This is a genomic window from Caballeronia sp. LZ028, from assembly GCF_031451415.1.
Lineage (GTDB): Bacteria > Pseudomonadota > Gammaproteobacteria > Burkholderiales > Burkholderiaceae > Caballeronia > Caballeronia zhejiangensis.
The window spans coordinates 44,581-68,785 of sequence record NZ_JARUXN010000003.1; the positions used below are offsets into that span (position 1 = coordinate 44,581).

Here is a 24,205-nt window from a genome sequence, read left to right on the forward strand (position 1 = left end):
CATTCCGAATGAATAGCATCACGAAACTCTTCAAGGTCGAAACGATCAATTCACGCGAGGTGACGGTCGAGTTCATCCGCGCGCTGTGGCATTTGCGCTCGCTGCTCGGCACGCTGCTGATGGCGTTCTTCGCGCTCTGCGCGGCGATGTTCTGGCTCGGCGCGCCCGTCGAAACCGCGACGCACGCGCGCGTTTCGTTCGGCGCAACCGTCTATTACTGCGGCGTGACGGCGCTGACCATCGGATACGGCGATGTCGTCGCGACGACGGGCATCGGGCGAGCCTTGTCGATGTTGCTGGGCTTGTATGGCGTGCTCGTCACCGGCACGACGACGGCGGTGGCCGTGTTCGCGGTCCAGCGCGCGGTGAAACGCGATCCGCGACACGCGCCCTGAAGATCGCCGCGTTCCGTCCTATGCTTCATCAGGCGCTATCGAAGGGAGCGACAACGTCATGAACAGCCTCGAAGGAAAGATCGTCGCCATCACGGGCGGCTTCGGCAGTCTCGGACTCGCGACGGCGCGCGTGCTCGCGCAACGCGGCGCGCGGGTCGCGCTGATCGGCCACGGCGCGGCGTCGGAAGCGTTGCCCGCGCCGCTCGGCGACGCGTGCATCGTGACCGGCATCGATCTGACGGATGCGAAATCGGCGCAACAAGCCATCGATACGGTCGTTCAGCGGACGGGCGGCCTCGATGCGCTCGTGAACGTCGCCGGCGCATTCGCCTGGGAAACGGTCGCGGACGGCAGCGCCGACACCTGGCAAGCGATGTTCGATGTCAACGTGAAGACCGCGCTCAACGCATCGAAGGCCGCGCTCGCGCAACTGGGCGCGAAGGAAGGCGGGCGCATCGTCAATGTCGGCGCGCTCGCGGCGATGAAAGCGGGCATGGGGATGGGCGCTTACGCGGCATCGAAGGCCGCGCTGTTGCGCCTGACCGAAGCGCTCGCCGAAGAGTTGAAGGACACGGGCGTGACGGTGAACGCGGTGTTGCCGTCGATCATCGATACCGCGCCGAATCGCCGCGACATGCCCGACGCCGATTTCTCCCGCTGGGTGCGGCCCGAAGCGCTCGGCGCGGTGATCGCGTTCCTGCTTTCGCCGGATGCGCAATGCATCACGGGCGCGGCGATTCCGGTGACGGGACGCGTCTGACGTTTCAGCGCGACTGCGCCTTGAAGCCTTCGCCCTGCATGCCCGCGCGATCCACCGCCGCAATGCGGTTGCGGCCGTTGTCCTTCGCCTGATACAACTGCGCGTCGGTCAGATTGATGAACGCCGTCACGTCCATGCGCTCGCCCGGAACGACGGTGCCCACGCCGAAGCTCGCCGTCACTCGCTGATCGTGCGGCGAGCGCACGTGCGCAATCGCTTCCTCGGCGATCAGCGCGCGGCAACGCTCCGCGACGCGTATCGCGGATTCGGCGTCGGTATCGGCGAGAATCAGCGCGAATTCCTCGCCGCCGAACCGGCCGAGAAAGTGCTGCGGACCCGCCGCCTCGCCGAGCACGCGCGCAATGCGCTTCAGACACTCGTCGCCCTGAACGTGGCCGTAGTAATCGTTGTACGACTTGAAGAAGTCGATATCGATCATAACGAGCGACAGCGGCTTGCCCGAATCCTTCGCGGCATGCCATTCGCGCGCCATTACGTCGTCGAAGCGGCGGCGGTTGCCGACGCCCGTCAGGCTGTCGCTGAACGACAGGCGTTCCAGTTCGCGCTGCATTTGCGCGAGCTTTTCTTCGGTGCGCTTGCGTTCGCTGATATCGAACATGAAGCCGATCAGCGCCTCGACCTCGCCTTTCTCGTTGCGCTCGACGTGCACGACATCGCGCAGCCACACGTAGCCGCCGTCGCGGGTGAGCGCGCGGTAATCCGCTTCGTGATCCGTGCCCGCCTTCGATTGAGAGACGCAGAAGTTGACGACTGCTTCGCGGTCGTCGGGATGCATGCGCTCGGCCCAGTCGTTGACCGTTTTCCACGACGACGGCGCCCAGCCGAGCAGGGCCTCGATCTGCGGGCCGATGTAGGCGAATTCCATCGTCGCCCAGTCGATCTTCCACGGAATCGCCTTGGTCGATTCGAGCAGCGTGCGATAGACGGCGTGATCGTCCTCGCCGAGCGCGCGCTCGGGCGGCGCGAGTGTGTCTTCGTGCCGCAGGAAAGCGGCCTGGAGCGAACTGTCGGATGGGGCGCGATTCATCGTGTGCGGTGGCGGCGATGCCTGGTGGACGTGTGCGTGTGTTATCGGCAACGTCCGCCGATTCTGAAGTCGCGCGTGAGGTTTCGGACTTTACTGGTGGGAAGTGCGCGCGCAGTCGCCTATGCTCGCCGGGTAGCTGCAACGCTACAAGGTGGTCTCGTACCTTTGCCCCGACAGGGTCGGGGCTTTTTTTCGCCCGATCGACGTCCTCACCCCTCCCCCCACACCACAAAGTGCATGACATCGGTGCGCGCCTCGTCGAAGCCCGCTTCGCAATAAGCCAGATACAGCCGCCACGTCCGCACGAAGGCTTCATCGAATCCTTGCGCGCGGACTGCATCGGCGTGCATCTCGAACGCGTCTCGCCAACACCTCAGCGTCCTTGCGTAATCCGCGCCGAACGAAAGCGTCGCGCGTGCATGGAGTCCCGCGCGCCGCGCCGCGCGTGCGAAGCGCTCCGGGCTCGGCAGCATGCCGCCCGGAAAGATCGTCTCGCGGATGAAGTCGCTCGACGCGCGATACGCGGCAAAGCGCGCATCGTCGATGGTGATCGACTGCACGAGCGCCTTCGCGCCCGGCGCGAGACAGCGGCGCAGCACGCGGAAATACGCCGGCCAGAACCGTTCGCCCACGGCTTCGAACATTTCGATCGACACCACCGCGTCGTACTGTCCATACACATCGCGATAGTCGCGCAGTTCGATATCGACAAGCCCGCTCAAACCTTCGCGCGCCACGCGTTCCACGGCGAACGCATGCTGCGCGGTCGAAACGGTCACGCCGTGCACGCGTATGCCGAGACGCGCCGCGTGCCGCGCGAAGCCGCCCCAGCCGCAGCCGATCTCCAGCACGCGCATCCCCGCCGTGAGTCCGAGCGTATCGACGATGCGCCGATACTTCCGTTCCTGCGCCGCTTCGAGCGGAAGACCGGCGTCGCCATCGAACCATGCGCTCGAATACGTCCACGTCGGATCGAGCCAGAGCCCGTAGAACGCGTTGCCGATGTCGTAATGCGCGTGAATGTTGCGGCGGCTCCCCGCGCGCGTGTTCAGGCGCAGACGATGCCGCACGTTGTGCCAGCACCGCGCGACAAAGCCGCCCGCGACCGTGCGCGCGAGCGCCGTCTCGTTGCGGATCGCGAGCCGCAGCAGGGCGCACGGATCGGGCGTATCGAGCCATTTCGCCCGATACGCCCGCGCGAAGCCGATGTCGCCCGCGCGCAGAATCGCCCGGCACGCGCGCCAGTCGCGGATGAAAAGAAGCGCGGCTGGTTGCATCAGCGGATCGCCGAACACAGAGCGCCCGCCATCCGGCATGACGAGCACGAGATGTCCGACGCTGATGCGACGCAGAAGGCCGAGAAAGATCCGCGCGGACATCGGCATCGCCGATGTCGCGGAGAAAGATCGCAGCAGGTTCATGGTCGCGTCTCGTCCCTCGTCGGTGGATGCTTGCCGTAAAAAGGCACGCGCTTCATCCACAGCCGCAGCGCCTGCCAGTGAATGCGCGCAATGACGCCCGCGGCGAAGAGCGGCGCGCACAAGAGCGTGCGACACGCGAGCGCGCCGGTGAGCGGCCGCGCGACGAGACCGATCGCGGTGCGCAGCAGCAGCCCGTCGCGGTCGCGATAATCGATCGAGATGCTCAAGCGGTCGCCACGCTGCCGCACGCGAAACGCGTAGTCGCCGGCGACATCGCAAAAGGGCGAAACGTGCAGCGTCTTGCGGCAGACGAGCACGGTGTCTTCGACGATCGGCGCATGATCCTGCGCGCTCAGCAAATAGCCGCGATGCTCGCCGAAGGTGTTGCGCACATCGGCGTAAAGCGCGCGCAACGCGCCTGCGCGGTCATGACAGAACCAGAAGCTCACCGGATTGAACGCGTAGCCGAAGACACGCGGAATCGTCAGAAGATGGATTTCGCCGTCGGCGGGAATGCGCGACTGCGCGAGGCACGCGCGCATCCAGAGATCGAGATCGCAGTGTTCGCGCGGGCCGTAATCGCATCGAAACAGCGCGAGCGGCCGAATGCGGTCGATGCCGAACCACGCACAGCGCAACGCGTCGAGACGCGCGACGTCGCAACGCACGTAGCGCACCGGATACTCGAAGCGATGCCGCGCCGGACGCAGCCGCTCGTGCATCACGCGGCCCGTCAGCCATTGCGCCGTCTTCATGGTCGCGCCCATGCCGGCTGGACGCCGAAATCGCGCGCGACGCGCAACGCCGATTTCAGGCCGTCTTCGTGAAAGCCGTAGCCGGTCCACGCGCCCGCGTGCCACGTCCGGCGCACGCCCTGAATGCGCGGCAGACGCGCCTGAGCATCGATGGCGGCGAGATCGAAGAGCGGATGTTCGTATTCGTAGCGGCCGAGTTGCGTGCGAGGCGCGGGTTCATCGACGGGATTGAGCGTGACGATGACCGGCATCCTGAAAGGAAGCGGCTGAAGCTGATCGAGCAGATAGCTCACGCAGACGGGCGCGGCCGCGTCGCGCGCAAGCGCCGCACGCGCGCCGATGTAGTTCCACGCCGACCACACGCGGCGGCGGCGCGGCAAGAGCGCGCAATCCGTATGCAGCACCGCGACGTTGCGCTGATACCGCACGGCGCCGAGCACTGCGCGCTCGTCGGCGGATGCGTCGTCGATGAGGCGCAGGCTCGTCGGTGCGTGCGTCGCGAGCACGACGGCATCGAAGCGCTCGGGACCGGCATCGTCGGTCATCACGGTGACGCCGTTGTCGTCGCGGCGCACGCCTCGCACGGGCGCGCGCGTGCGTACGTCGTCGAGCGTGGCCGCGATGCGCCGCACATACTCGCGCGCGCCGCCCGCGACGGTCTTCCACGGCGGCCGGCCGTTCACCTGCAATAGCGCGTGATTGAGACAGAAGCGCAGGAACGTGGCGGCGGGAAAGCGCAGGATGTCGTGCGCGGCGCTCGACCAGATCGCCGCGGCCATCGGCAGAAGATAGTGGCGCTGAAACGGCGCGCCGTATCCGCCCTCGACGAGCAGTTCGCCGACCGAGCAGCGCGTCGCGCTCACGCGTTCGAGCTGCCTATGAGCCGATGCATTGAAGCGCAGAATGTCGCCCAGCATGCCGATGAACGACGGCGAGAAGAGATTGCGCCGCTGCGCGAACACGGTGTTGAGGTTTGTGCCCGCCCATTCGAAGCGTCCGCCGTCGAGCGAAACGGAAAACGTCATGTCGCTGCGATGCGCCGCGACGCCGAGTTCATCGAACAGCGCGATGAGATTGGGATACGTTCGGTCGTTGAACACGAGAAAGCCCGTATCGACGGGATGCTGCACGCCGTCGAGCGCGACATCGACGGTATGCGTATGGCCGCCGAGATAATCGGCGGCTTCGAAAAGCGTCACGCGATGCGCGCGCGAGAGCAGATACGCGCTCGCGAGACCGGCGATCCCCGCCCCGATCACCGCGATGCGCTGCTGTCGTTCTTTTGTCGATGATTCCATGACGGGCGGTCTCCTCGCGCCGCGTGGACGTGGCTGTTCCAGACGAGTGCGAGATCAAATACGAGAAAGACGCGCGCGCGGATGCACGCGCGCCGCGCTGCTTCAGTCGCGCTGACCGGGACTTTGAAATCCCGGCTGACCGATCTGCTCCGGCGATTGCGGCACGCGGCTAAAACGCGCGGTGTCGTAGCCCATCGCGTCGAGGCGCGCGAGCATCGAGCGATAGATGTCGTCGCTCATCGCCGGCTCGCGCGAGAAGATCCAGCCGAGCTTTCTGTTCGGATAGCCGAGGATCGTGTAGCGATAATCCGGATCGACGTAGAGCGTGAATTGCGTCACGCGTATCGGCCAGAAGAGTTGCACGCTCCATTCGCCGCCGTTGCTGCCGGGCTTCACGGTATCGACGAAACGATGCGTCGTTTCCTCTTGCCCGAAGCCGTTCTTGCGGCCGTGAAAGACGTCGTCGATTTTTCCGTCCGCGCGCAGCGACCATTCGACATGCGTGCCGACGAAATCGCGTTCCGCGAAGTACGGAATATTCGCGATGACATACCAGCGCCCCATGTAGCGCGGCACGTCCACGGCAACGGTTTCGAGCGGTCGGTTCGCTCGCGGATTCGGATTCGGCGGACTCGAACAGCTCGCCACCGCCACGATGACGCCGGCCGCCACCAGCGCCACGATGAGCGCCCGCTTCGTGTTTGTCATGACATCACCTTTATCGGACGCTTCTCGAACAGATAGTGCGCGACGCCCCATTCGCGGCCGCGCGCGTAGCCGAACAACTCGGCCACCGCCATGTAGAACATGCGCCAGCGCTGAAACCAGATGGCGGCCGCATCGCCGTAGACGTCGCGCAGCATCGGCATGACGCGATCGCGAGCGGCATCGAGATTCGCGAGCCATTGAGTCGCCGTGCGCGCGTAGTGCGTGCCGTTCATCCACCACTGACGCGTGACGCGCAAATCGTCCTGAAAGTGCAGCAGCAAGGACGCGGATGGCATCGTGCCGCCGGTGAAGAAATAGCGCGACATCCAGTCGCCGCCGTCGCGCGATGTGAAGTGATACGCAAGCGTCGCGTGCGCGAAGTGGTGGACAAGAAGTCGTCCATCATCGGCGAGCCAGCGCGCGATCTTCGCGAGCAACAGGCCGTAATGCTTCATGTGCTCGAACATTTCGATCGACAGAATGCGATCGAACGGCGTCTCGTCGTGCGCGAAATCGAAATCGACGACATCGCCCGTCACGACGCGCAAGTTGCGAAGGCCGCGCTGCCGCGCCCGCGCTTCGATGAACGCGCGTTGCCCGCCCGAATTAGACAGCGCGACGATTCGTGCGCGCGGATAACGCTCCGCCATCCACAGCGCGAGCGAGCCCCAGCCGCAGCCGAGATCGAGGATGCGTTGACCATCGGCGAGTTGCGCGCGCTCGGCATAGCGTTCGAGCATCGCGAGTTCGGCTTGCGCGAGCGTTTCGTCGCCGCGCGGGTACAGACCGCACGAGTACTTCAGGCGCGGGCCGAGGTGCGCTTCGAAGAACGCATCGGGCAGCTCGTAATGCTGCGCGTTGGCGGCGTGCGTATCGATCGCGATCGGGCTCGCGCGCAGTTCGTTCAGAAAGCGCTCGAACGCCTGCGTGCGTTGTGCGTTGTCGTTCGCATATTCGTCGATGAGACGCTGACGGATCAGCAGGCGCATGCCGGCGCGCACGAGCGCATCAGGCACGAGGCCGCGCTCGCACGCGCGAATGATGCGGCTTTCGTCGAGCGCGGGCATGTCGGCGGGTGCGGCGGGCGCGGATGAGGTAGCGCGGGCGGTGATGTTCATCGGCGTGTCCTTGCTTTGTTCATGCGCGTTTACGCGGCCACGGAATCAGCGCGCTCGTCGTTCGCATGTAGTCGCGATAGCCGTCGCGCGTATCGGCGAGATGCGCTTCGAGAATCGGAATGCCCGATACCTTCAACAGCAGCCACGCCATCAGCACGGGCGGCGCGAGCGTCGCCCAGCCCCACGGGATGCCGATCGAGAGCACCGCGTACGCGAGCCAATGCACGCATTCGAAGAAGTAATTCGGATGGCGCGAATAGCGCCACCAGCCATCGCGGCACACTTTTCCGCGATGCGCGGGATCGGCGGCGAAGCGCTTGAGTTGACGATCGGCCGCCGCTTCGCCCGCGACCGCGACGATCCACACGGCGGCGAATCCCGCGATGCACAGCGGACTCGCCGCCTCGCGCGCATAGGCGGGCACGAAGAACGCGATGGCAAGCAGCATCGAAATGAACGCCTGCAACTGGAAGAAGCCGAGCATGTTGCGCGCGGCGTGTTCGCCCCAGCGTTCGCGAAACGCGCGATAGCGCGTGTCTTCCGGCTTGCCGCGATTGCGCCGCCACAGATGCCGCGCGAGCCGCGCGCTCCAGAGCCCGCCGCCCGCCGCGACGCATACGCGATTGACCGTCGCGCCTGTCCCGCACGCGGCGATGACGAGCGCGGCCGCGCCGAGCGAAGCGGCCCAGAGCGGATCGACCATGCCCGCGTTTTCCGTGCGCAACTGCCAGAGCCACGCGGCGAAAAAGACCAGCACGAATCCGCTGACGACGACGAGCACGGTGACGATGAAAGGCATGGCGGCTCCGCGAACAGGCGTTCACCGAGTCATACGGATGCCGAGTGCGATTGGATGCAGCGAACGAAAGATGGACGTTCGCTATGCGAGAGTCGCGATGCGATCGATCGTCAGGTCGAACGCATCTGGCCGGTTGCGACCACGGGTCCGGTCGGGGCGCCCGTCGGCGAGCCGCCGGGGGGTTCGTCGGATACGGCGAGCACGGCCTGCGCGCTGAGTTGCGCGACGATCTCGGGCGGCAGCGTCATCGTCGCGGGACGATCGGGCGGGAAGACGCCGAGGGCAATCGGCTTCGCGTTCGGCGGAATCAGCCACAGTTCCGTCGCGCGATTCGCGGCGATCGTGACGTGCGACGCGGGCACGACGACCATGCGCGCGCGCCGCACATCGACGGTCGCGGTCCAGTGCACGACGCCGTCCTTGCGCGCGATCGACGCGACCATGTACTCGCCGGAGACGGCTGCCGTCGTCGGCGTTTGCGGGGCTTGCCGCAGCAAGGTGAAGGTCACGCCGAGCAGGACGAGCGCGGCGACGCTCGCGCCGATCGTCAGCCAGCGCCACACGTTCAGGCTGTCGCGCCAGCGTTCGCGTTTCGGCTGCGGCGCGATGAATCCCAGATCGCGGCGGATGCGCGTCCACACGCGCGGCGGCGGCGCGATCGCGCGGACATCGTCGGCGAGCGGGGCAAGACGGCGCTGCCAGTCATCGAGCGTGTGCCGCAACGCGGGATCGCGCGACACGTCCGCTTCGAGCGCTGCGCGTTCGTGCGCGTCGAGCACGCCGAGCGCATATTCGGCGCAGCGCAGATCGTCGTCGTCGCGAGCGGGCGTGTTCATTGTTCGAGGCAGGTCTTGAGCTGCATCAGGCTGCGGCGAATCCAGCTTTTCATCGTGCCGAGCGGCACGGCGAGCCTTTGCGCCAGTTCGTTGTATGTCGCGCCGGTGAAGAACGCCTCGCGGATCGCGCTCTTCTGCTGCGGCTCCAGCCGGTCGAGACACGATTCGAGCCGCCGCCGTTCCTCGCTCGATTCCGCCGCGGCCGCGGGCGTGGGCGCTTCGTCGGCGATGTCGGGCGCATCGCCTTCGCCAAGCAGTTCTTCGCGATGCTGACGCATGCGGTCGATCGTGCGATTGCGCCCGAGCGCGACGAGCCATGTCATCGCGCTGCCGCGTGCCGGATCGAAGGTATCCGCGCGACGCCAGGCCGTGGCGAACACTTCCTGCAGCAGGTCTTCGGCTTCGCCGCGATCGCGGATCATGCGCACGATCACGCCGAACACTCGCGCCGATGTCGCGCGATACAACTCGGCGAACGCCTGTTCGTCGCCCTTCGCGACGTTCGTGAGCATCTCGTCGATGCGCTCGCGGGGCAGGCGTTCGATATCGCCGGAGTAGGTGTCCGTCATGTGCAGGTCAGGTGTCTCGCGGTGCAATCCCTACTTGTGCGAAAGCATCGTTCCACGGCAACCCGACGCGAGACACCGGCACGCATAGAGCCGCTTGAGCGCCGCGGTGCGCCGGCCATCGACGGTCAGGCAATAATCGATGAACAACTCCTGGCCTTTGCCGATCGGCCGGATCGCGCGGATGAACACGCGCTCGCCGTCCTGCTCCGCTTCGCAGTTCGGCGCGCAACTATGATTGAGCCAGCGCGCGGAATTGCCGCCGCGCGCGCCGTCGATGACCGTGCCGTCATCGAGACCGAAGAGGAAGGTATGACCCTCTTCCGCGTTCGATTTCGCGTGCATGCGCTGCGCCTCCTTCCACGACAGGCGCAGACCCTTGTATTCGAGCAGCAGCGCGCCCGTGGGAAGGTCGGCGAGAGCGAAAACGCCCCGGCCATGAACGGGCGATGTCCGGACAGTGATTCGACGCATGGTGTGGCGGGCCGCAGTGAGGAGGTTGAATATTTGAGTGCAGGCGTGAGCATCGTTATGATGTGGCCGTCATAAATCGTTGTCACGTCCATGCCCGCAGTTTCTCCCCGCAAGAGCAGGAAGCGCAAGCCATTACGCGGCTCGCTTGCGCGATATCGCAACCGGATCGTCGAAGTTCTCGGGGAGGCGCGCGGCCAGCGCGTGATGATACGGTCGATTCATGACGACGGCGTGGAGCGGCGCACCGCCGTGAAATGGATCAACCTGCTCCCGCTCGAAACGGAGTTGTTCTAGCGCTACCGGATGTCGCGCTTCTGAACGATGCGGCTCACCACCACGAGACAAACCGCGAGCAACGCGCCGACATAGCCCACGACGGCCAGCCATCCGCCGTGCTGCCAGAAAGATCCGCCAATCGATCCGAGCACGCTCGACCCGACATAGTAAGCGAGCAGATAGAGCGATGCCGCGTGACCCTTGGCACTGCCGGCGAGTTGCCCGACCCATCCGCTCGCGACCGAATGCGTGACGAAGAAGCCGATCGTCACGAGCACGATGCCGACGATGATCGTCACGAGCGCGCCCGAAAGCGTCAGCGCGAGACCCAGAGCGAACAGCACGACACCGCTGACGAGAACCGGCGCTCGTCCGAACCTGTCGGCAAGCGCGCCCGCCGTCGACGACGACACCATCCCGAACAGATACGCGCCGAAGATCAGGCCGCATGCGGTCGCGCTCAGGTTGAACGGCGGCGCGACAAGACGGAATCCCGCGTAGTTGTACACGGTCACGAACGCACCCATCGCGAGAAAGCCGATGGCGAACACGAGCGGCAGAAGTCCGTGAAGCAATTGCGCTTTCCACAGCTGAAAATGATGCCGAAGCGTGAGATCGGTGCGTTTGACGAAACGCCGTGACGGCGGCAGCAGCATCACGAATGCGATGGCCGCGATCAGATCGATGACGCTGATCGTCCACATCGCCGTGCGCCACGAGAAATATTCCTCGAGCGCGCTCATGCCGATCCGCCCGATCATGCCGCCGAAAGCCGTGCCGCCGACGTAAAGGCCCATCGCGAAGCCGAGCCCTTCGGCTGCGATTTCTTCGGCGAGATACGCCATGGCGACGGCGGGCACGCCGCCAAGCGCGAAGCCTTCGAGCGCGCGCCATACGAGCATCGCGTCCCAGTTCGACGCGCTCGCCGCCAGCAGATTGAACACGGCCGCCGATGTCATCGATGTGAACATCAGCCCGCGCCGCCCGACGCGCTCGGACAACGCGCCCGCGCACAGAATGGACACCGCGAGAAATCCGGTCGAAACCGACAGCGACAGCGAACTCGCCGCCGCGCCGATATGAAACTCGCGCGCGAACGCCGGAAGCAGCGGCTGGACGCAATAGAGCAGCGAAAACGTCGAGAAGCCCGCGAGAAAGAGCGCGAGCGCGATGCGCCGATACGCGGCCGAAGCAGGAGAAATGCCGCTGGGAAGCGGGCGCGTCGCGGCGGTGCGTTCGTGGGTCGCCGACGGTGAAATCGAAGGGGAGGACATGGGCGTCGCCGGTTGAGAAGTAACCGGATTCATTCTTGCCAATGCGCGCTCATATGTCCAATATATGAAAGTATGCCCGGCGATATGTTTTAGCACTGGCTCGATCGTGTTCATGCAAAAGGAAAAAGAAAATGGAGCTTCGGCATCTGCGTTATTTCCTGGCCGTGGCCGAAACCGCGAATTTCACGAAGGCCGCCGAGATGCTCGGCATCGGCCAGCCGCCTCTTTCCCAGCAAGTGAAAGCGCTGGAGCAGGAACTCGATGTCGTGTTGTTCAAGCGCACCGCGCGCGGCGCGGAACTGACGCTGGCCGGACGCGTGTTCGCCGACGAAGCGCGCCGCGTGCTCGACGACGCGCAACGCGCAGCGCGAGCGGCCCAACGCGCGGCGCGGGGTGAAACCGGACATTTGCGCGTCGGGTTCACGGGCACGGCGGCGTTCAACGAGCGCGTGTCGGCGCTGATCCGCAAATTTCGCGAAGCGTATCCCGATGCGGAACTGACGCTGCACGAAGCCGCTTCCGGCGTGCTGCTGGACGAGATCGAAGCGGGGCAGCTCGATGTCGCCATCGTTCGTCCGGAGCGTCGCGTCGCGGACGTCGTGCAGCAGCATGACTGGGACGACGAGCCGATGTTCGTCGCCTTGCCTGTCGGTCATCGGCTGGCTTCGCGCCGGCGCATCGAGTTGGCGGAACTGATCGACGAACCCTTCGTGCAAGTGCCGCGCGCGGCGGGCGGCACGCTGTTCGACGACATCGTTGCCGCATGCGCCGCGGCGGGTTTCGAGCCGCGTCTCGCGCAACCCGCGCCGCAGATGGCGTCGGCGGTGACGCTCGTGGCGGCGGGGCTCGGCATATCGATCGTGCCGAAGGCGATCACGCAGGTGCGCGTCGCGGGCGTCGTCTACCGTCCGATCGTCGCGCGAGGCTTGCGCGCGCGGCTCGCGCTGGCGTCGCGGCGCGACGATCCATCGGCGGTGGTGCGCAATTTCCTCGCGCTTGCGTAGTTCAGTTCGTCAACAGTCCGCGCGCCTGTTCGAGCAACGCGGCGGCGGCGAAAAATTCCTTGCGGCCCGCCATCGTGAGCGCGGCGATCGCCGTGTCCTTGAAAAGCTCGTCGTTCGACGTGACGAGCGCGCCCGCTTCCCCGATTCGTCCCTGACGCAGCCGATAAAACGCCAGCATCTCGAACGCCTGCGCGCGCCGATCTTTATCCGCGCCCGACGCAACCAGTTGCGCCGCGCCGACCAGTTGTGCCAGCGCGCTTTCGTAGTCTGCCCGTTCCATCGTCGCGTTTCTCCCGAATCGTTGCCAATAATTCTCGCGCGTTTTGGTTCAAACTATCGCATCCGATACCGAACCGAAACAACGAAGGAGACGACGCATGGCAGTAAGCGAAGCAGTGATGGCATTGCGTGAAGCGCTCGGCGCACAGGTCGTGGCGCTGCCCGACGAATTCGGCGACCGGCGCGTCGCCGACTGGAGCGGCATGCCCGGCGCGACGCCGCTCGCGATCATCCGTCCGCGCGATACGAATGAAGTCGCGCAGGCGCTCGCCATCTGCTCGGCGCACAAGCAGCCGGTCGTCACGCAAGGCGGATTGACCGGACTCGTCGGCGGCGCGAATCTGCTCGGCGGCGAAGTGAGCCTGAGTCTCGACCGCATGAACCGCATCGTCGAGATCGACGCAATCTCGGGGACGATGACCGTCGAAGCCGGCACGCCGCTGCAAGTCGTGCAGGAAGCGGCGAGCGCGGCGGGCTTCTACTTTCCGCTCGATCTCGGCGCGCGCGGCAGTTGTTCCATCGGCGGCAATCTCGCGACGAACGCGGGCGGCAACCGCGTCATCAAGTACGGGATGATGCGCGATCAGGTGCTCGGCGTCGAAGCGGTGCTCGCGAGCGGCGAGATCGTCGGCGGGCTCAACAAGATGATCAAGAACAACAGCGGTTACGACTTGCGCCATCTTCTGATCGGCAGCGAAGGCACGCTCGCCATCATCACGCGGGTCGTGCTGCGCTTGCGTCCAAAGCCCACGGCGACCGCGACCGCATGGTGCGGCCTGCCCGATTTCGCCGCGGTGACGACGCTGCTCACGCGCGCGCAGGCGAGCCTCGCGCCGGGCGTGTCCGCGTTCGAAGTGATGTGGGCCGGCTATCACGATACGGTCATCGCGAATCTGAAAAACCTGCGCGCGCCGCTCGCCGATGCGCATCCGTTCTACGTGCTGCTGGAAAGCGTCGGCACCGATCCCGCGCGGCACGGCGAAGCGTTCGAGGAATTTCTCGGCGGCATGCTCGAAGCGGGCATCGTGACGGACGCGGCCATTGCATCGAACGAAGCGCACGCGCGCGATTTCTGGGCGATCCGCGATGCGCCCGGCGAATACGATCGCTTCATCCCGAACTACGCGGCGTACGACGTGAGCTTTTCGATCGCGCAAGTCGGCGATGCGGCCGCGCAATGCGAAGCGCGTCTGCGCGCGCGCTGGCCGGGCGCCATCGTGATGACCTACGGCCATCTCGGCGACGGCAACATTCACATCGTCGTGGATATTCCCGGACGGGGAAAGCAGGATCACGACGATGTCGATGCCGTCATTTACGACGTCACGCGCGAGTTCGAAGGATCGATTTCGGCGGAGCATGGCATCGGCGTGAAGAAGCGCGAATATCTTCATCTCGCGCGCCGCGCAGCCGATATCGCGGCGATGCGCGCGATCAAGGCATCGCTCGATCCGCACGGCCTGCTCAATCCCGGCAAGGTGTTCTAGCCGCGCTTGTGCGAATGCCGGTGGTGAATGTCGGGGAAGTGCGCGTGCGAGTGCGTGATCGGCAGATGCGCGTGCGGATGCGTGTGCGGTTCGTCGCCGGAATACGGAAAGTCGTGCGTATGCCGATGATGCTCGTCATGCACATGCCGATGCGTATGTTCCAGGCGCTCGTGCGTGTGCTCGTGCTCGTGCCGTTCGCGTACGTGCAGCCACACGCCGAGCGTCATCAGCGCGGCGGCGATCCAGAACGGCATGCCCGGCGTTTGCGGCCAGATCGCGAGGGAGAGCGCGACGCCGAACACCGGCGCGACCGAGAAGTACGCGCCGGTGCGCGCCGTTCCGAGATGCCGTAACGCGATCACGAACAGCACGAGGCTCACGCCGTAGCCGCCGAAGCCCGTCGCCATCGCGGCGATGACGATAGGCGGCGCGGGCAAGTGCGCGCCCATCCCGAATGCGATGCCGAGATTCGTCGCGCCCGCGACGAGCCCTTTCGCGCAGGCGATGACCATTGCGTCGGCGGTCGAGATCTTGCGCGTCAGATTGTTGTCGATGGCCCAGCACAGGCACGCCAGGGCGATCAGGATCGCGCCGGTCGTCGCATGGGCGGCGCCCGGTTCCCACGCGAGCACGACGCCGCCCGCGACGATCGCGGCCATGCCGAGAAACACGGATACATCGACGTTTTCCCGAAAGACGATCCACGCGATCGCCGCCGTCAGCACGCCTTCGAGATTGAGCAAGAGCGAGCTCGTCGCGGCGGGCGTGCTGGTCAGGCCCAGCATCAGCAAGGCCGGCCCGGCGACGCCGCCGAACGCGATCGCGCCGCACAGCCATGCGATTTCCCGAGCGCGCATGCCTTCGGTTTTTTCGCGCCAGATTCCGCGCGCGAGCAGAATCGCGCCGAGGCCGACGCCGCTGCCGAGATAGAACAGGCCCGCGACCATGAACGGCGGCATCGGGCCGAGCAGCGCTTTTGCGATGGGCGTGGTCGCGCCAAAGAGCGCGGCCGCGGTGAGGGCGACGAGAATCGCGGTGAATCGGCTTTGCATGAAGGGACCGTGGAACGCATCGTGACGTCTCGAAAGTGTAGTTCACATGGTCTGACGCCCGCGCGCTCTCATTCTTTGCTCATTTTCGCCGCGCAGAATGCCTCCATCGACGAACAACGCAGCGAGGGAGACGAGAAATGAAGACGATCCGACATGTGATGGTGGGCGTGAAACTCCTTGGCCTCGTGACGGTGGCGCAGGCGCATCCGTTCATCGGCGTGGGCATTGTGGGCGGGCCGGTGTTCCCGGTCGCATCGAGCGTGCAGAGTGCGCCGCCGCTGCCGGTCTATGCGCACGCGACGGATTCCGGCCCCGCGCCGCTGCCGCCCGATGCGCCGCCGGTGCGGTACGCGCAACCGGCCATCGGCAATATCTCGGCGATCATGGGGCACGCGAACACGGCAGGCGTGTGAATCGCGCTCACATGAAAGTCAAAACGATTCGTTTGTGCCGATTCGCGCGCGGCGTTAGCCTGAAACGATGAACAGCACAATCGACTACGCAGCCATCGCCGATGCCGCGCGCGATGGCTACATGAATCGCGTCATCGCGAACGTCAACGATCACGACGTCCATATCAGCGTGATGGACGCGCCGTATCGATGGCACTTTCATCCGAACTCCGACGAGACTTTCGTGGCGGTCGAAGGCACGCTCGTCATCGAGTTCGAGGAAGGCGCCGTCGAATTGCGCGCCGGGCAATTGCTGACCGTGCCCGCGGGCAAGCCGCATTGCACGCGCCCGGGCGGCGCGCGTTCGGTGAATCTGACGATCGAGAAAAAGGACACGCAAACCGTGTTCTGCGACGCGCCCGCCTAACGCGCCGCACGCGTTTCGAGATGCTCGACGAGCCGCCTCGCGGCCGGCTGCAACGCCTCGAAGTCGCGAAAACATACGACGAAGCGGCGCTTCGCGAACGCATCGGAGAGCGGCACGGCTTCGATGCCGAGCGCCTGCCGATACGTTCCGGCGACTTCCATCGGCACGACGCTGATGCCGAGCCCCGCCGCGACGACGCGAAACGCCGCATCGAAACTCGACACGATCACGCGATACGACATCGACTTGCCCGCTTGCGCCGCCGCGCGCTGGAGCATCGTATGCACGGCGGTCGCGGGCGGCAGACCGACGTGCTCGAATTCCAGCGATTCCTCGAAGCTCACCGAACGCCGCTTCGCGAACGGATGATCCGCCGGCACCGCGAGCGCGAGCCGGTCGTGCCGATAAGCGCGATGTTGCAGCCCGTGCAGATCGACGCTGTCCCAGCACACGCCCACCGACGCCACGCCTTCGCGCAACTGCCGCACGAGATCGTTCGATAGCCGTTCTTCGACATCGACCTTGATGTTCTTGTTGGACGGCTCGCGCATGAACGACGCGATATCGTCGAGCAACGCTTCCGCAATCGCCGATGCCGACGCGCAAATGCTCACGCGCCCCATGAGACCGCCGCCGAACGCGGCGACGTCGTTGGCGATGCGTTCCATCGTGAACAGCACGCTGCGCGCGTGTTCGAGCAGCGCGATGCCCGCGGGCGTCGGTTCGACGCCGCGCCGCGAGCGCGACAACAACGGCACGCCGAGCGATGTTTCCAGTTGCGCGATGCGCTTGCTGATCGCGGATGGTTCGATATGCGCCTCGTGCGCCGCGCGCGCGATGTTCTGGTGCTCGCAGACCGTCACGAAGAGACGCAGCGTTTTCAGATCGATATCGCGCATGTGACTGGATTCCTCTGACGTTCCGAACGGGAAGCATGAGCTTTCCAAATTACCGCTTTTAGGCCATTTGCGGAATCTCTAAAGTCGAGACCATACACATAAGACCGGAGACAAAGCCATGCCCGCGTTCCCGCAGAACGCCGTAATCCGCGAAGTCGGCCTGCGCGACGGCCTGCAGAGCATTCGCACAATCGTGCCGACCGAACGCAAGATCGAATGGATCGGCGATGCCTACGCCGCCGGTCAGCGCGAAATCGAAGTCGGTTCGTTCGTGCCCGCGCGCCTTCTGCCGCAACTCGCCGATACCGCCGAACTCGTCGCCTACGCAACGACGCTGCCGGGCCTGCTGGTTTCGGTGCTCGTGCCGAATCTGAAAGGCGCGGAGCGCGCCATCGAAGCGCACGCCGATCTGATGCTCGTGCCGCTTTCCGCGAGCCGCGCGCACAGTCTCGCCAATCTGCGCAAGACGCCCGAGGAAGTCGTCGATGAAGTCGCGCGCATGCGTGCGGCGCGCGATGCGTCGGGCGCGAAGACGCTGATCGAGGGCGGCATCGGCACGGCGTTCGGCTGCACGATTCAGGGCCGCGTCGATCACGCCGATGTGCTGCGCTACATGCAGGCGCTGCTCGATGCGGGCGCGGACCGCGTGAGCATTGCCGATACGGTTGGATACGCCGGTCCGCGTGCGGTGCGCGAGCTCTTCGAGAAGGCGCGCGACATCGCCGGCGAGCGCTTCTGGTGCGGCCACTTTCACGACACGCGCGGCCTCGCGCTCGCCAATGTCTACGCCGCGCTCGAAACCGGCGTCGCGCGTTTCGATGCGACGCTCGCGGGCATCGGCGGCTGTCCGCATGCGCCGGGCGCGAGCGGCAACGCGTCGAGCGAAGACCTCGCGTTCATGCTCGCCGATATGGGCATCGAGACCGGCATCGATATTTCAGCGTTGCTGGACGTGCGCGCGAAACTCGCGCGCTGGCTCGACGGCGAAACGCTGCACGGCGCGCTCGCGCTCGCGGGCTTGCCGGTCAATCACGAATCGAAAACTGCAATCGAAGCCTGAGGACGTCATGAGTCATTCAACCCTGCCGCTCGAAGGCGTGCGCGTGATCGAGTTCACGCATATGGTGATGGGCCCGACCTGCGGCATGATCCTCGCGGATCTCGGCGCGGAAGTCATCAAGATCGAGCCGCCCGGCGGCGACAAGACGCGCAATCTGCCGGGTCTCGGCATCGGCTTCTTTCGCTCGTTCAATCGGAACAAGAAGAGCGTCGTCATCGACATCAACACGGAAGAAGGGCGTGACAGCGCGCTCGAACTGATCGGCGCATGCGATGTGCTGCTCGAAAATTTCCGCCCCGGCCTCATGACGAAGCTCGGTCTCGACTACGAAACCTTGTCGAAGGCGCATCCGAAACTGATCTACGTGTCGCACAAGGGCTTTTTGCCGGGGCCGTACGAGAAGCGTCTCGCGCTCGATGAAGTCGTGCAGATGATGGGCGGCCTCGCCTACATGACCGGTCCGGCGGGCAGGCCGCTGCGCGCGGGAACGTCGGTGAACGACATCATGGGCGGCATGTTCGGCGCGATCGGCGTGCTCGCCGCGCTGCGCGAACGCGATCTCACCGGACGCGGCCAGGAAGTGCAGAGCGCGCTCTTCGAGAACTGCGTGTTTCTCTCCGCGCAACACATGCAGCAATACGCGATGACGCGCGAAGCGCCGCCGCCGATGCCGTCGCGCGTATCGGCATGGAGCGTGTACGACGTATTCACGCTGGCCGAAGGCGAGCAGTTGTTCATCGGCGCGGTGAGCGACAAGCAATTCGTTACGCTTTGCGATGTGCTCGAACGTCCCGATCTCGCGCAGGCGCCCGAGTTCGCGACCAATGCGATGCGCGTCGCGGTGCGGCCGCAATTGCTCGCGCGGCTCGGCGAGATTCTCGCGGATCACCGCGCCCACGAGCTCGCGCCGAAGCTCGAAGCGGCCGGCATTCCCTACGCGCCGATCATGCGCCCCGAACAGTTGCTCGACGATCCGCATCTGAAAGCGAGCGGCGGACTCGTGCCGATGCAGACCGACGACGGCGGCACGACCGACGTGGTTTTGCTCCCGCTCACGATGGGCGGACGCCGCCCCGGCGTGCGGCAGCCGCTCGCGCGCGTCGGCGAGCACACGGACGAAGTGCTCGGGCAACTGACGAAACGCGTCACGGCATGAGGCATTGCGACAGGCGCATATAAAAAACACGCGCCGTCGCCAACACAGGAGACAGGACAATGCAGCCCACTTTCAGCGCGGTCGCCGAGCCGCTCGCAACGCCCGACGTTCGCGTCGCCACGACGCCCGGCGCGCAAATCTCCGCGCGCATGGATCGACTGCCGATCACGCGGCATCTCTGGATGCTCGTGTTGCTCATCTCGCTCGGCGGCTTTTTCGAAATCTACGATCTGATCTTCACCGGCTATATCGCGCCGGGCATGGCGAAGAGCGGACTTTTGCAGACGACGACGCATGCGTTCTTCGGCTTCACCGGCATTGCGGGATTCATCGCGGCGACGTTCGCGGGCTTGTTCATCGGCACGTTCTTCTTCGGCTGGCTGCCGGACCGCTACGGGCGGCGCAGCGTGTTCACGTTCTCGCTGCTGTGGTACTCGATCGGCTCCGCGATCATGGCGTTCCAGACGAGCCCCGAAGGCGTGATCTTCTGGCGCTTCGTGACGGGCATCGGGGTGGGCATCGAAATCATTACGATCGACAGTTACGTGACGGAACTCGTGCCGCAGCACATGCGCGGCCGCGCGATGGCCTTCAATCAGATGGTGATGTTCGCGGCGGCGCCCGTCGCCGCGCTGCTTTCATACTGGCTCGTGCCGGAAACCGTGTTCGGTCTCGATGGATGGCGCGTCGTCGTGCTCGCGGGTTCGGTCGGCGCGGTGATCGTGTGGTTCATCCGGCGCGCGGTGCCGGAAAGCCCGCGCTGGCTCGCGATGCATGGCCGGCTCGAGGAGAGCGAACGCGTCGTCGGCGACATCGAGCGCGTGGTCGAGCGCGAATCGGGCGCCGCATTGCCGCCGCCCGCGCCTGTCGTCGAGCAGCCGGCGCATCGGCGGGCGTCGCTCGGCGAGCTGTTCGTCGCGCCGTATCGCTCGCGTCTCGTGATGCTCATCGTCTTCAACTTCTGTCAGGCGATCGGGTACTACGGCTTCGCGAACTGGGTGCCGACGCTCCTGATCGGACAGGGCATCACCGTGACGAAGAGCCTGCTGTATTCGTTCATCATCGCGTTCGCGCTGCCGCTCGGACCGCTCTTCGCGATGTTCTACGCCGACCGCGTGCAGCGGAAGTATCTGATCGTCGGCGGTGCGCTCGTCGTGATCGCGAGCGGTCTCGCGTTCGGGCAGATGAAATCGCCCGTTGCGCTCATCGCGCTCGGCGTGCTGATCTCGCTCGCCGGCCAGACGATCTCGGTCTGCTATCACGCGTATCAGACCGAGCTTTTTCCCACGGCCGTGCGCTGCCGGGCGAGCGGAATCGTCTACTCGGCGAGCCGCGCGGGCGCGATGATGTCGGGCTTCATCATCGCGTCGCTGCTGAAGGATTTCGGCGTGCCGGGCGTGTTCATCGGCATTACGGTTTGCATGCTGCTCGTGGCGCTGGCAATCGGCCTGTTCGGTCCGAAGACCAACGGGCTGCGGCTCGAGGAGCTGAACCGGTGATGAGGTGACGCGCGCGCGTGCGTTCGAAACGCAGTGCAATCGGACATACGTTCGGGGTCGCGGCATCCTATGCTGAAGCGGGATCAATTCCTGCTGCGCGTCGCTCCAGGCGAGCGACGCGGGCTTCAGTCAAATGAACACGCAACTCAGTGAACAATGCAGGGCGCGGCTGTATCGGCTGAAGTTCGAGACGCCTCTGGAAAGCGTCGCTTTCGTGCTCGCCGATAGCCGCGAGGCCGCTTGGCGCATCGGCAAGACGGTGATGGCGGTGGTGCACGGCGTCGGCATACAGAACGTCTCGCTGCACGATATTCGATCGTTTCGCGAACTCGTGAGCGCAGGCGTCAGCGATGACCAGGACATGCGTATCTTCGAGTTGGCCGTCGCGGGCGGAAAGGTCGCCCATTGGACGCACGCGCCTTACTTCTTCACCGACGACGCCACGCTGCTCGGCAAATGGGCCGAACTGCGCGCCGATCTCGCCGCTGACATCGCGCGCACGGCGCTTCGACGCGCGAAGTAGCAGCGCTTCGAACGGGTATATCTCATGCTGGAAGCACGCCATATCCACGGCGCGTACGGGGTGTCCGGATGATACGGTCGTACAACCACAAGGGCTTCGTGCTCGAAGTCGCGATCGAAACGAGCAGCCGGCTCGTGCCGCCGCCGGGCGAATTGCGCTATCTGGCGATCGTGACGATCAGCCGTTCGGGAAGGCCGGTCACTGCGTTCTCGCCACTCCTGATCGAGAACACACGCTATTCGAATTTCGCATCCGCCGAGGACGCGCTGATGAGCGCGCACACGCAGGCGCGCACGCTGGTCGACGAATGGGTGCGGGCGGCACTATAAATTAGCGCCGCGCGACGAACCCGGATCAGGCAGCGACGCGCCGGTTCTGTTGCCCTTCCTGCGCGTCGGCAGCGGTGGCGAGCGCGTTGTCGAGTAACGCGAGTTTGCGTTGAAGCGATGCTACACGCTGACTTTGCGACGGGACGAGGTCGTACTCCGCGTCCAGTTGCGAAATCCGCATATCCCAATAGCTGGCGGGAAGGCGATCGGATGCCGAGTTCCCTTCGACGACACTCGAGAGAATCATTTCCAGATGCAGAAGCTCGCGTTCAGCGAGCTGAGCGGGCCGCCGCTGTCGAAATGCTGGGACGGTCGTGGCATTGGCGCTTCTTTTCATGTGGCTATATCCGGCTAGATTTTACAGAGGCCTCTATTAAAGCAAGCAGCGTTCCGCAGAGGCGATTCAAGCTCCTTCAGATTGTTTCGAAATGAAACGAGCAGAACGCCCGGTCCCGTTCTGTACGGTAGCAAACGTTTGCGCGACGGTTACATTTAGTGAAGAACTTGTTCGCGAATTTCCGAAATTTGCCGTCACAGGACGTAATTTCGTCGCCTGATTTGCCCGTCTATCTCGCGCAAAATTTTCAAAACGTCGAGATATTTAGAGAAACATATCGCGTTACTCGTTGATTCGATTCATCTAAATGCGATTCGTTCCGTTCGCGGTGGGCGCGTAACCTTTACGGTCGGCATCGAGAATCGGGAAAATCGTTCGGGTACTTCGGGTAACTGAGTGATTTCGACGGCCGCTGTTCTGAGACCGTCTAAAGCGCTCGGATTAATCGCCGCGTCGGGAATAAAAACGGAGCGGCTCCCTCTCGCGAAACCGCTCCGTGTCCTCGAGATATCTGCGTGGAGATCTTCAGACCCGGGAAGCTTAGCAAAACGCCTCGGCCGCTATAAACCGCATGCGACGCAATGGACTTCTCCAGAATGCGCAGTAATAACGTCGTCGATGTGCAACAGCCAATTGGATTATCTGAGCTCCGAATCGCCGCTAAGCACTTGACCTTAAAAGATTATGAAGGGATCCGCACGCCGGTTCGCAGAATCAGCAAATGATTATTGCGCCGGATACGCGGTCACATTCAAGCGCCCGTCGCATACAGTGTGTCCCAGTTTCCCGGGCTCTTTCAGTCCCTGGAAGCTTTCGCATTAAACAGGACACAGAGAACCATGAAAAAAACCCTTCTCATCGCGGGCATTCTCGGCACCTTCGCAGCAGCAGCCCACGCTCAGAGCAGCGTCACGTTGTACGGCACGCTGGATGCCGGTCTCGTCTATACGAACAACGCCGGTGGCCATAACAATTGGCAGCAAGGCAGCGGCGCGGTTTCGGATACTTACTTCGGCCTGAAAGGCAGTGAAGATCTCGGCGGCGGGTTGCACGCGCTCTTCAAGCTGGAGAGCGGCTTCAACCTCAATAACGGCCGCTATACCGAAAACAGCACGATGTTCAACCGTCAGGCATATGTCGGCCTTCAGCACGATCAATTCGGTACGATCACGCTCGGCCGTCAATATGATTCGATGGTCGATTATCTGTCGCCGCTCGCCGAAGCAGGCGCGGGCTATGGCAATAACCTGACGGCGCATCCGTTCGACAACGACAATCTCGATCACTCGTTCTCGATCCGCAATTCGGTGAAGTATCAGAGCGCGAATTACGCGGGCTTCAAGTTCGGCGGCCTGTATGGCTTCTCGAACGACGCAGGCCAGTTCGCGAACAACCGCGCATGGAGCGCCGGCGCGTCGTACGGCAACGGCCCGCTGAACTTCGCCGCGGCCTACTTGCAGACGAACAACTCGCGCAACAACGCGAACACGGGCGGCGCGGTGTCGGCGGGTCAGGGCAACAACGCGAATCTGACGGCTGAACTGCAGCGCACGTTCGGCGCGGGCGTGAACTACACGTACGGCCCGGCGACGGTCGGCTTCGTGTGGACCAACACGCACTACGACAACCTGCTCGCCGCATCGCAAGGCGGCACGACGTTCGCGCTGCCGGGCAACTCGAACCTGCACATGAACAACTTCGAGCTGAACGGCCGCTATCTCGTGACGCCGGCATTGAGCCTCGACGCCGCGTACACGTACACGGACGGCAAGGTGACGGGCGCGAACGGCTCGGGCGATCCGAAGTGGCACACCGTTTCGCTGCAGGCTGACTACTCGCTCTCGAAGCGCACCGATGTGTACGTCGAAGGCGTGTACCAGCATGCGTCGGGCGAGCTGGGCAATGCGGGCGCCAACGTCGCGATGATCAACACGCTGTCGCCGTCGTCGACGCAGAATCAGGTCGCGGCGACCGTGGGCCTGCGTCACCGCTTCTAAGCGCAGCGTCGTAGGGAAAAGAACGGCCGCGATCCA

27 protein-coding genes are annotated in these 24,205 nt (G+C 64.6%); 12 read left to right on the forward strand and 15 right to left on the reverse strand.

Going from position 1 to position 24,205, the window contains the following annotated elements; translation table 11 throughout:
- The first annotated feature begins 8 nt into the window (after positions 1-8).
- Both QCE58_RS17780 and QCE58_RS17785 read left to right on the forward strand, forming a co-directional pair.
- Positions 9-395, forward strand: a complete 387-nt coding sequence (locus tag QCE58_RS17780) for a potassium channel family protein (RefSeq protein WP_008347195.1) — start codon at positions 9-11, stop codon at positions 393-395.
- Positions 396-453: 58 nt separating this feature from the next.
- Positions 454-1,155 carry an SDR family NAD(P)-dependent oxidoreductase gene (locus QCE58_RS17785; protein WP_008347197.1) on the forward strand — a complete coding sequence of 234 codons (702 nt, stop codon included), beginning with the start codon at positions 454-456 and terminating at the stop codon, positions 1,153-1,155.
- Between the two features lie 4 nt (positions 1,156-1,159).
- Here QCE58_RS17785 and QCE58_RS17790 read toward each other — a convergent pair whose 3' ends face one another.
- The 11 genes from QCE58_RS17790 to QCE58_RS17840 all read right to left on the reverse strand — a co-directional run bounded on the left by QCE58_RS17790 (position 1,160) and on the right by QCE58_RS17840 (position 11,728).
- On the reverse strand, positions 1,160-2,203 hold the full coding sequence (locus QCE58_RS17790; RefSeq protein ID WP_008347198.1) for a sensor domain-containing diguanylate cyclase: 1,044 nt from the start codon (positions 2,201-2,203) through the stop codon (positions 1,160-1,162).
- A 209-nt stretch (positions 2,204-2,412) separates the two neighbouring features.
- The gene (locus QCE58_RS17795) at positions 2,413-3,624 is read right to left on the reverse strand and encodes a cyclopropane-fatty-acyl-phospholipid synthase family protein (protein WP_250522127.1); all 1,212 of its coding nucleotides are present in this window, start codon (positions 3,622-3,624) and stop codon (positions 2,413-2,415) included.
- Positions 3,621-4,391, reverse strand: a complete 771-nt coding sequence (locus tag QCE58_RS17800; protein WP_250436977.1) for a DUF1365 domain-containing protein — start codon at positions 4,389-4,391, stop codon at positions 3,621-3,623. Before QCE58_RS17800 ends, QCE58_RS17795 begins: the two co-directional genes overlap by 4 nt.
- On the reverse strand, positions 4,376-5,677 hold the full coding sequence (locus tag QCE58_RS17805) for an NAD(P)/FAD-dependent oxidoreductase (protein WP_250522128.1): 1,302 nt from the start codon (positions 5,675-5,677) through the stop codon (positions 4,376-4,378). Before QCE58_RS17805 ends, QCE58_RS17800 begins: the two co-directional genes overlap by 16 nt.
- 102 nt (positions 5,678-5,779) lie before the next feature.
- On the reverse strand, positions 5,780-6,385 hold the full coding sequence (locus QCE58_RS17810; RefSeq protein ID WP_250522129.1) for a lipocalin family protein: 606 nt from the start codon (positions 6,383-6,385) through the stop codon (positions 5,780-5,782).
- On the reverse strand, positions 6,382-7,503 hold the full coding sequence (locus QCE58_RS17815; protein WP_250522130.1) for a cyclopropane-fatty-acyl-phospholipid synthase family protein: 1,122 nt from the start codon (positions 7,501-7,503) through the stop codon (positions 6,382-6,384). Before QCE58_RS17815 ends, QCE58_RS17810 begins: the two co-directional genes overlap by 4 nt.
- A gap of 19 nt (positions 7,504-7,522) precedes the next feature.
- Positions 7,523-8,302, reverse strand: a complete 780-nt coding sequence (locus QCE58_RS17820; protein WP_250522131.1) for a DUF1295 domain-containing protein — start codon at positions 8,300-8,302, stop codon at positions 7,523-7,525.
- 110 nt (positions 8,303-8,412) lie between these two features.
- On the reverse strand, positions 8,413-9,138 hold the full coding sequence (locus QCE58_RS17825) for an anti-sigma factor domain-containing protein (protein ID WP_250522132.1): 726 nt from the start codon (positions 9,136-9,138) through the stop codon (positions 8,413-8,415).
- Complete coding sequence (locus QCE58_RS17830) at positions 9,135-9,707, reverse strand: sigma-70 family RNA polymerase sigma factor (RefSeq protein WP_008347216.1); 573 nt, start codon at positions 9,705-9,707, stop codon at positions 9,135-9,137. Before QCE58_RS17830 ends, QCE58_RS17825 begins: the two co-directional genes overlap by 4 nt.
- Before the next feature lie 30 nt (positions 9,708-9,737).
- Positions 9,738-10,178 carry an SET domain-containing protein gene (locus QCE58_RS17835; protein WP_008347218.1) on the reverse strand — a complete coding sequence of 147 codons (441 nt, stop codon included), beginning with the start codon at positions 10,176-10,178 and terminating at the stop codon, positions 9,738-9,740.
- A gap of 296 nt (positions 10,179-10,474) precedes the next feature.
- On the reverse strand, positions 10,475-11,728 hold the full coding sequence (locus QCE58_RS17840; RefSeq protein ID WP_250522133.1) for an MFS transporter: 1,254 nt from the start codon (positions 11,726-11,728) through the stop codon (positions 10,475-10,477).
- Positions 11,729-11,859: 131 nt separating this feature from the next.
- Between QCE58_RS17840 and QCE58_RS17845 the strand changes: the two genes are divergently transcribed.
- Entirely contained in the window at positions 11,860-12,732 is an 873-nt protein-coding gene (locus tag QCE58_RS17845; protein WP_008347225.1) for a LysR family transcriptional regulator, read from the forward strand.
- Position 12,733: 1 nt separating this feature from the next.
- On the opposite strand, the gene QCE58_RS17850 is transcribed toward QCE58_RS17845, so the two are convergent.
- Entirely contained in the window at positions 12,734-13,012 is a 279-nt protein-coding gene (locus tag QCE58_RS17850) for a hypothetical protein (RefSeq protein ID WP_250522134.1), read from the reverse strand.
- Positions 13,013-13,109: 97 nt separating this feature from the next.
- Here QCE58_RS17850 and QCE58_RS17855 point away from each other — a divergent pair, with 97 nt between their 5' ends.
- Positions 13,110-14,498 (forward strand): FAD-binding oxidoreductase, encoded by a 1,389-nt coding sequence (locus tag QCE58_RS17855; protein WP_008347229.1) that lies wholly within the window; start codon positions 13,110-13,112, stop codon positions 14,496-14,498.
- Here the strand turns inward: QCE58_RS17855 and QCE58_RS17860 are convergent.
- Positions 14,495-15,550, reverse strand: coding sequence for a DMT family transporter (locus QCE58_RS17860; protein ID WP_250522135.1), 1,056 nt, complete (start codon positions 15,548-15,550; stop codon positions 14,495-14,497). The genes QCE58_RS17855 and QCE58_RS17860 overlap by 4 nt on opposite strands.
- Positions 15,551-15,687: 137 nt before the next feature.
- Here QCE58_RS17860 and QCE58_RS17865 point away from each other — a divergent pair, with 137 nt between their 5' ends.
- Positions 15,688-15,963, forward strand: coding sequence for a hypothetical protein (locus tag QCE58_RS17865; RefSeq protein ID WP_250522136.1), 276 nt, complete (start codon positions 15,688-15,690; stop codon positions 15,961-15,963).
- A gap of 67 nt (positions 15,964-16,030) precedes the next feature.
- Entirely contained in the window at positions 16,031-16,369 is a 339-nt protein-coding gene (locus QCE58_RS17870) for a cupin domain-containing protein (protein WP_008347234.1), read from the forward strand.
- Here QCE58_RS17870 and QCE58_RS17875 read toward each other — a convergent pair.
- Positions 16,366-17,268, reverse strand: a complete 903-nt coding sequence (locus QCE58_RS17875; protein WP_175982065.1) for a LysR family transcriptional regulator — start codon at positions 17,266-17,268, stop codon at positions 16,366-16,368. The genes QCE58_RS17870 and QCE58_RS17875 overlap by 4 nt on opposite strands.
- 118 nt (positions 17,269-17,386) lie before the next feature.
- Here QCE58_RS17875 and QCE58_RS17880 point away from each other — a divergent pair, with 118 nt between their 5' ends.
- The 5 genes from QCE58_RS17880 to QCE58_RS17900 all read left to right on the forward strand — a co-directional run bounded on the left by QCE58_RS17880 (position 17,387) and on the right by QCE58_RS17900 (position 21,835).
- Entirely contained in the window at positions 17,387-18,328 is a 942-nt protein-coding gene (locus QCE58_RS17880; protein ID WP_008347239.1) for a hydroxymethylglutaryl-CoA lyase, read from the forward strand.
- Between the two features lie 7 nt (positions 18,329-18,335).
- Positions 18,336-19,484, forward strand: a complete 1,149-nt coding sequence (locus QCE58_RS17885; protein ID WP_008347241.1) for a CaiB/BaiF CoA-transferase family protein — start codon at positions 18,336-18,338, stop codon at positions 19,482-19,484.
- A gap of 59 nt (positions 19,485-19,543) precedes the next feature.
- A complete protein-coding gene (locus tag QCE58_RS17890; protein WP_250458081.1) occupies positions 19,544-20,983 on the forward strand; it encodes an MFS transporter in 1,440 nt (479 codons plus the stop codon).
- Positions 20,984-21,116: 133 nt separating this feature from the next.
- Positions 21,117-21,506, forward strand: coding sequence for a hypothetical protein (locus tag QCE58_RS17895; RefSeq protein ID WP_008347245.1), 390 nt, complete (start codon positions 21,117-21,119; stop codon positions 21,504-21,506).
- A 68-nt stretch (positions 21,507-21,574) separates the two neighbouring features.
- Complete coding sequence (locus QCE58_RS17900; protein ID WP_008347246.1) at positions 21,575-21,835, forward strand: hypothetical protein; 261 nt, start codon at positions 21,575-21,577, stop codon at positions 21,833-21,835.
- Between the two features lie 25 nt (positions 21,836-21,860).
- Here the strand turns inward: QCE58_RS17900 and QCE58_RS17905 are convergent, their stop codons facing one another.
- Positions 21,861-22,172 carry a hypothetical protein gene (locus QCE58_RS17905; RefSeq protein WP_075583514.1) on the reverse strand — a complete coding sequence of 104 codons (312 nt, stop codon included), beginning with the start codon at positions 22,170-22,172 and terminating at the stop codon, positions 21,861-21,863.
- Positions 22,173-23,011: 839 nt separating this feature from the next.
- Between QCE58_RS17905 and QCE58_RS17910 the strand changes: the two genes are divergently transcribed.
- Positions 23,012-24,169 (forward strand): porin, encoded by a 1,158-nt coding sequence (locus QCE58_RS17910; RefSeq protein WP_008347250.1) that lies wholly within the window; start codon positions 23,012-23,014, stop codon positions 24,167-24,169.
- The last annotated feature ends 36 nt before the right edge of the window (positions 24,170-24,205 follow it).

Coding starts and splice junctions, on each gene's coding strand:
- QCE58_RS17780 (WP_008347195.1), top strand. CDS start 9: ATGAATAGCATCACGAAACTCTTCAAGGTCGAAACGATCAATTCACGC.
- QCE58_RS17785 (WP_008347197.1), top strand. CDS start 454: ATGAACAGCCTCGAAGGAAAGATCGTCGCCATCACGGGCGGCTTCGGC.
- QCE58_RS17790 (WP_008347198.1), bottom strand. CDS start 2,203: ATGAATCGCGCCCCATCCGACAGTTCGCTCCAGGCCGCTTTCCTGCGG.
- QCE58_RS17795 (WP_250522127.1), bottom strand. CDS start 3,624: ATGAACCTGCTGCGATCTTTCTCCGCGACATCGGCGATGCCGATGTCC.
- QCE58_RS17800 (WP_250436977.1), bottom strand. CDS start 4,391: ATGGGCGCGACCATGAAGACGGCGCAATGGCTGACGGGCCGCGTGATG.
- QCE58_RS17805 (WP_250522128.1), bottom strand. CDS start 5,677: ATGGAATCATCGACAAAAGAACGACAGCAGCGCATCGCGGTGATCGGG.
- QCE58_RS17810 (WP_250522129.1), bottom strand. CDS start 6,385: ATGACAAACACGAAGCGGGCGCTCATCGTGGCGCTGGTGGCGGCCGGC.
- QCE58_RS17815 (WP_250522130.1), bottom strand. CDS start 7,503: ATGAACATCACCGCCCGCGCTACCTCATCCGCGCCCGCCGCACCCGCC.
- QCE58_RS17820 (WP_250522131.1), bottom strand. CDS start 8,302: ATGCCTTTCATCGTCACCGTGCTCGTCGTCGTCAGCGGATTCGTGCTG.
- QCE58_RS17825 (WP_250522132.1), bottom strand. CDS start 9,138: ATGAACACGCCCGCTCGCGACGACGACGATCTGCGCTGCGCCGAATAT.
- QCE58_RS17830 (WP_008347216.1), bottom strand. CDS start 9,707: ATGACGGACACCTACTCCGGCGATATCGAACGCCTGCCCCGCGAGCGC.
- QCE58_RS17835 (WP_008347218.1), bottom strand. CDS start 10,178: ATGCGTCGAATCACTGTCCGGACATCGCCCGTTCATGGCCGGGGCGTT.
- QCE58_RS17840 (WP_250522133.1), bottom strand. CDS start 11,728: ATGTCCTCCCCTTCGATTTCACCGTCGGCGACCCACGAACGCACCGCC.
- QCE58_RS17845 (WP_008347225.1), top strand. CDS start 11,860: ATGGAGCTTCGGCATCTGCGTTATTTCCTGGCCGTGGCCGAAACCGCG.
- QCE58_RS17850 (WP_250522134.1), bottom strand. CDS start 13,012: ATGGAACGGGCAGACTACGAAAGCGCGCTGGCACAACTGGTCGGCGCG.
- QCE58_RS17855 (WP_008347229.1), top strand. CDS start 13,110: ATGGCAGTAAGCGAAGCAGTGATGGCATTGCGTGAAGCGCTCGGCGCA.
- QCE58_RS17860 (WP_250522135.1), bottom strand. CDS start 15,550: ATGCAAAGCCGATTCACCGCGATTCTCGTCGCCCTCACCGCGGCCGCG.
- QCE58_RS17865 (WP_250522136.1), top strand. CDS start 15,688: ATGAAGACGATCCGACATGTGATGGTGGGCGTGAAACTCCTTGGCCTC.
- QCE58_RS17870 (WP_008347234.1), top strand. CDS start 16,031: ATGAACAGCACAATCGACTACGCAGCCATCGCCGATGCCGCGCGCGAT.
- QCE58_RS17875 (WP_175982065.1), bottom strand. CDS start 17,268: ATGCGCGATATCGATCTGAAAACGCTGCGTCTCTTCGTGACGGTCTGC.
- QCE58_RS17880 (WP_008347239.1), top strand. CDS start 17,387: ATGCCCGCGTTCCCGCAGAACGCCGTAATCCGCGAAGTCGGCCTGCGC.
- QCE58_RS17885 (WP_008347241.1), top strand. CDS start 18,336: ATGAGTCATTCAACCCTGCCGCTCGAAGGCGTGCGCGTGATCGAGTTC.
- QCE58_RS17890 (WP_250458081.1), top strand. CDS start 19,544: ATGCAGCCCACTTTCAGCGCGGTCGCCGAGCCGCTCGCAACGCCCGAC.
- QCE58_RS17895 (WP_008347245.1), top strand. CDS start 21,117: ATGAACACGCAACTCAGTGAACAATGCAGGGCGCGGCTGTATCGGCTG.
- QCE58_RS17900 (WP_008347246.1), top strand. CDS start 21,575: ATGATACGGTCGTACAACCACAAGGGCTTCGTGCTCGAAGTCGCGATC.
- QCE58_RS17905 (WP_075583514.1), bottom strand. CDS start 22,172: ATGAAAAGAAGCGCCAATGCCACGACCGTCCCAGCATTTCGACAGCGG.
- QCE58_RS17910 (WP_008347250.1), top strand. CDS start 23,012: ATGAAAAAAACCCTTCTCATCGCGGGCATTCTCGGCACCTTCGCAGCA.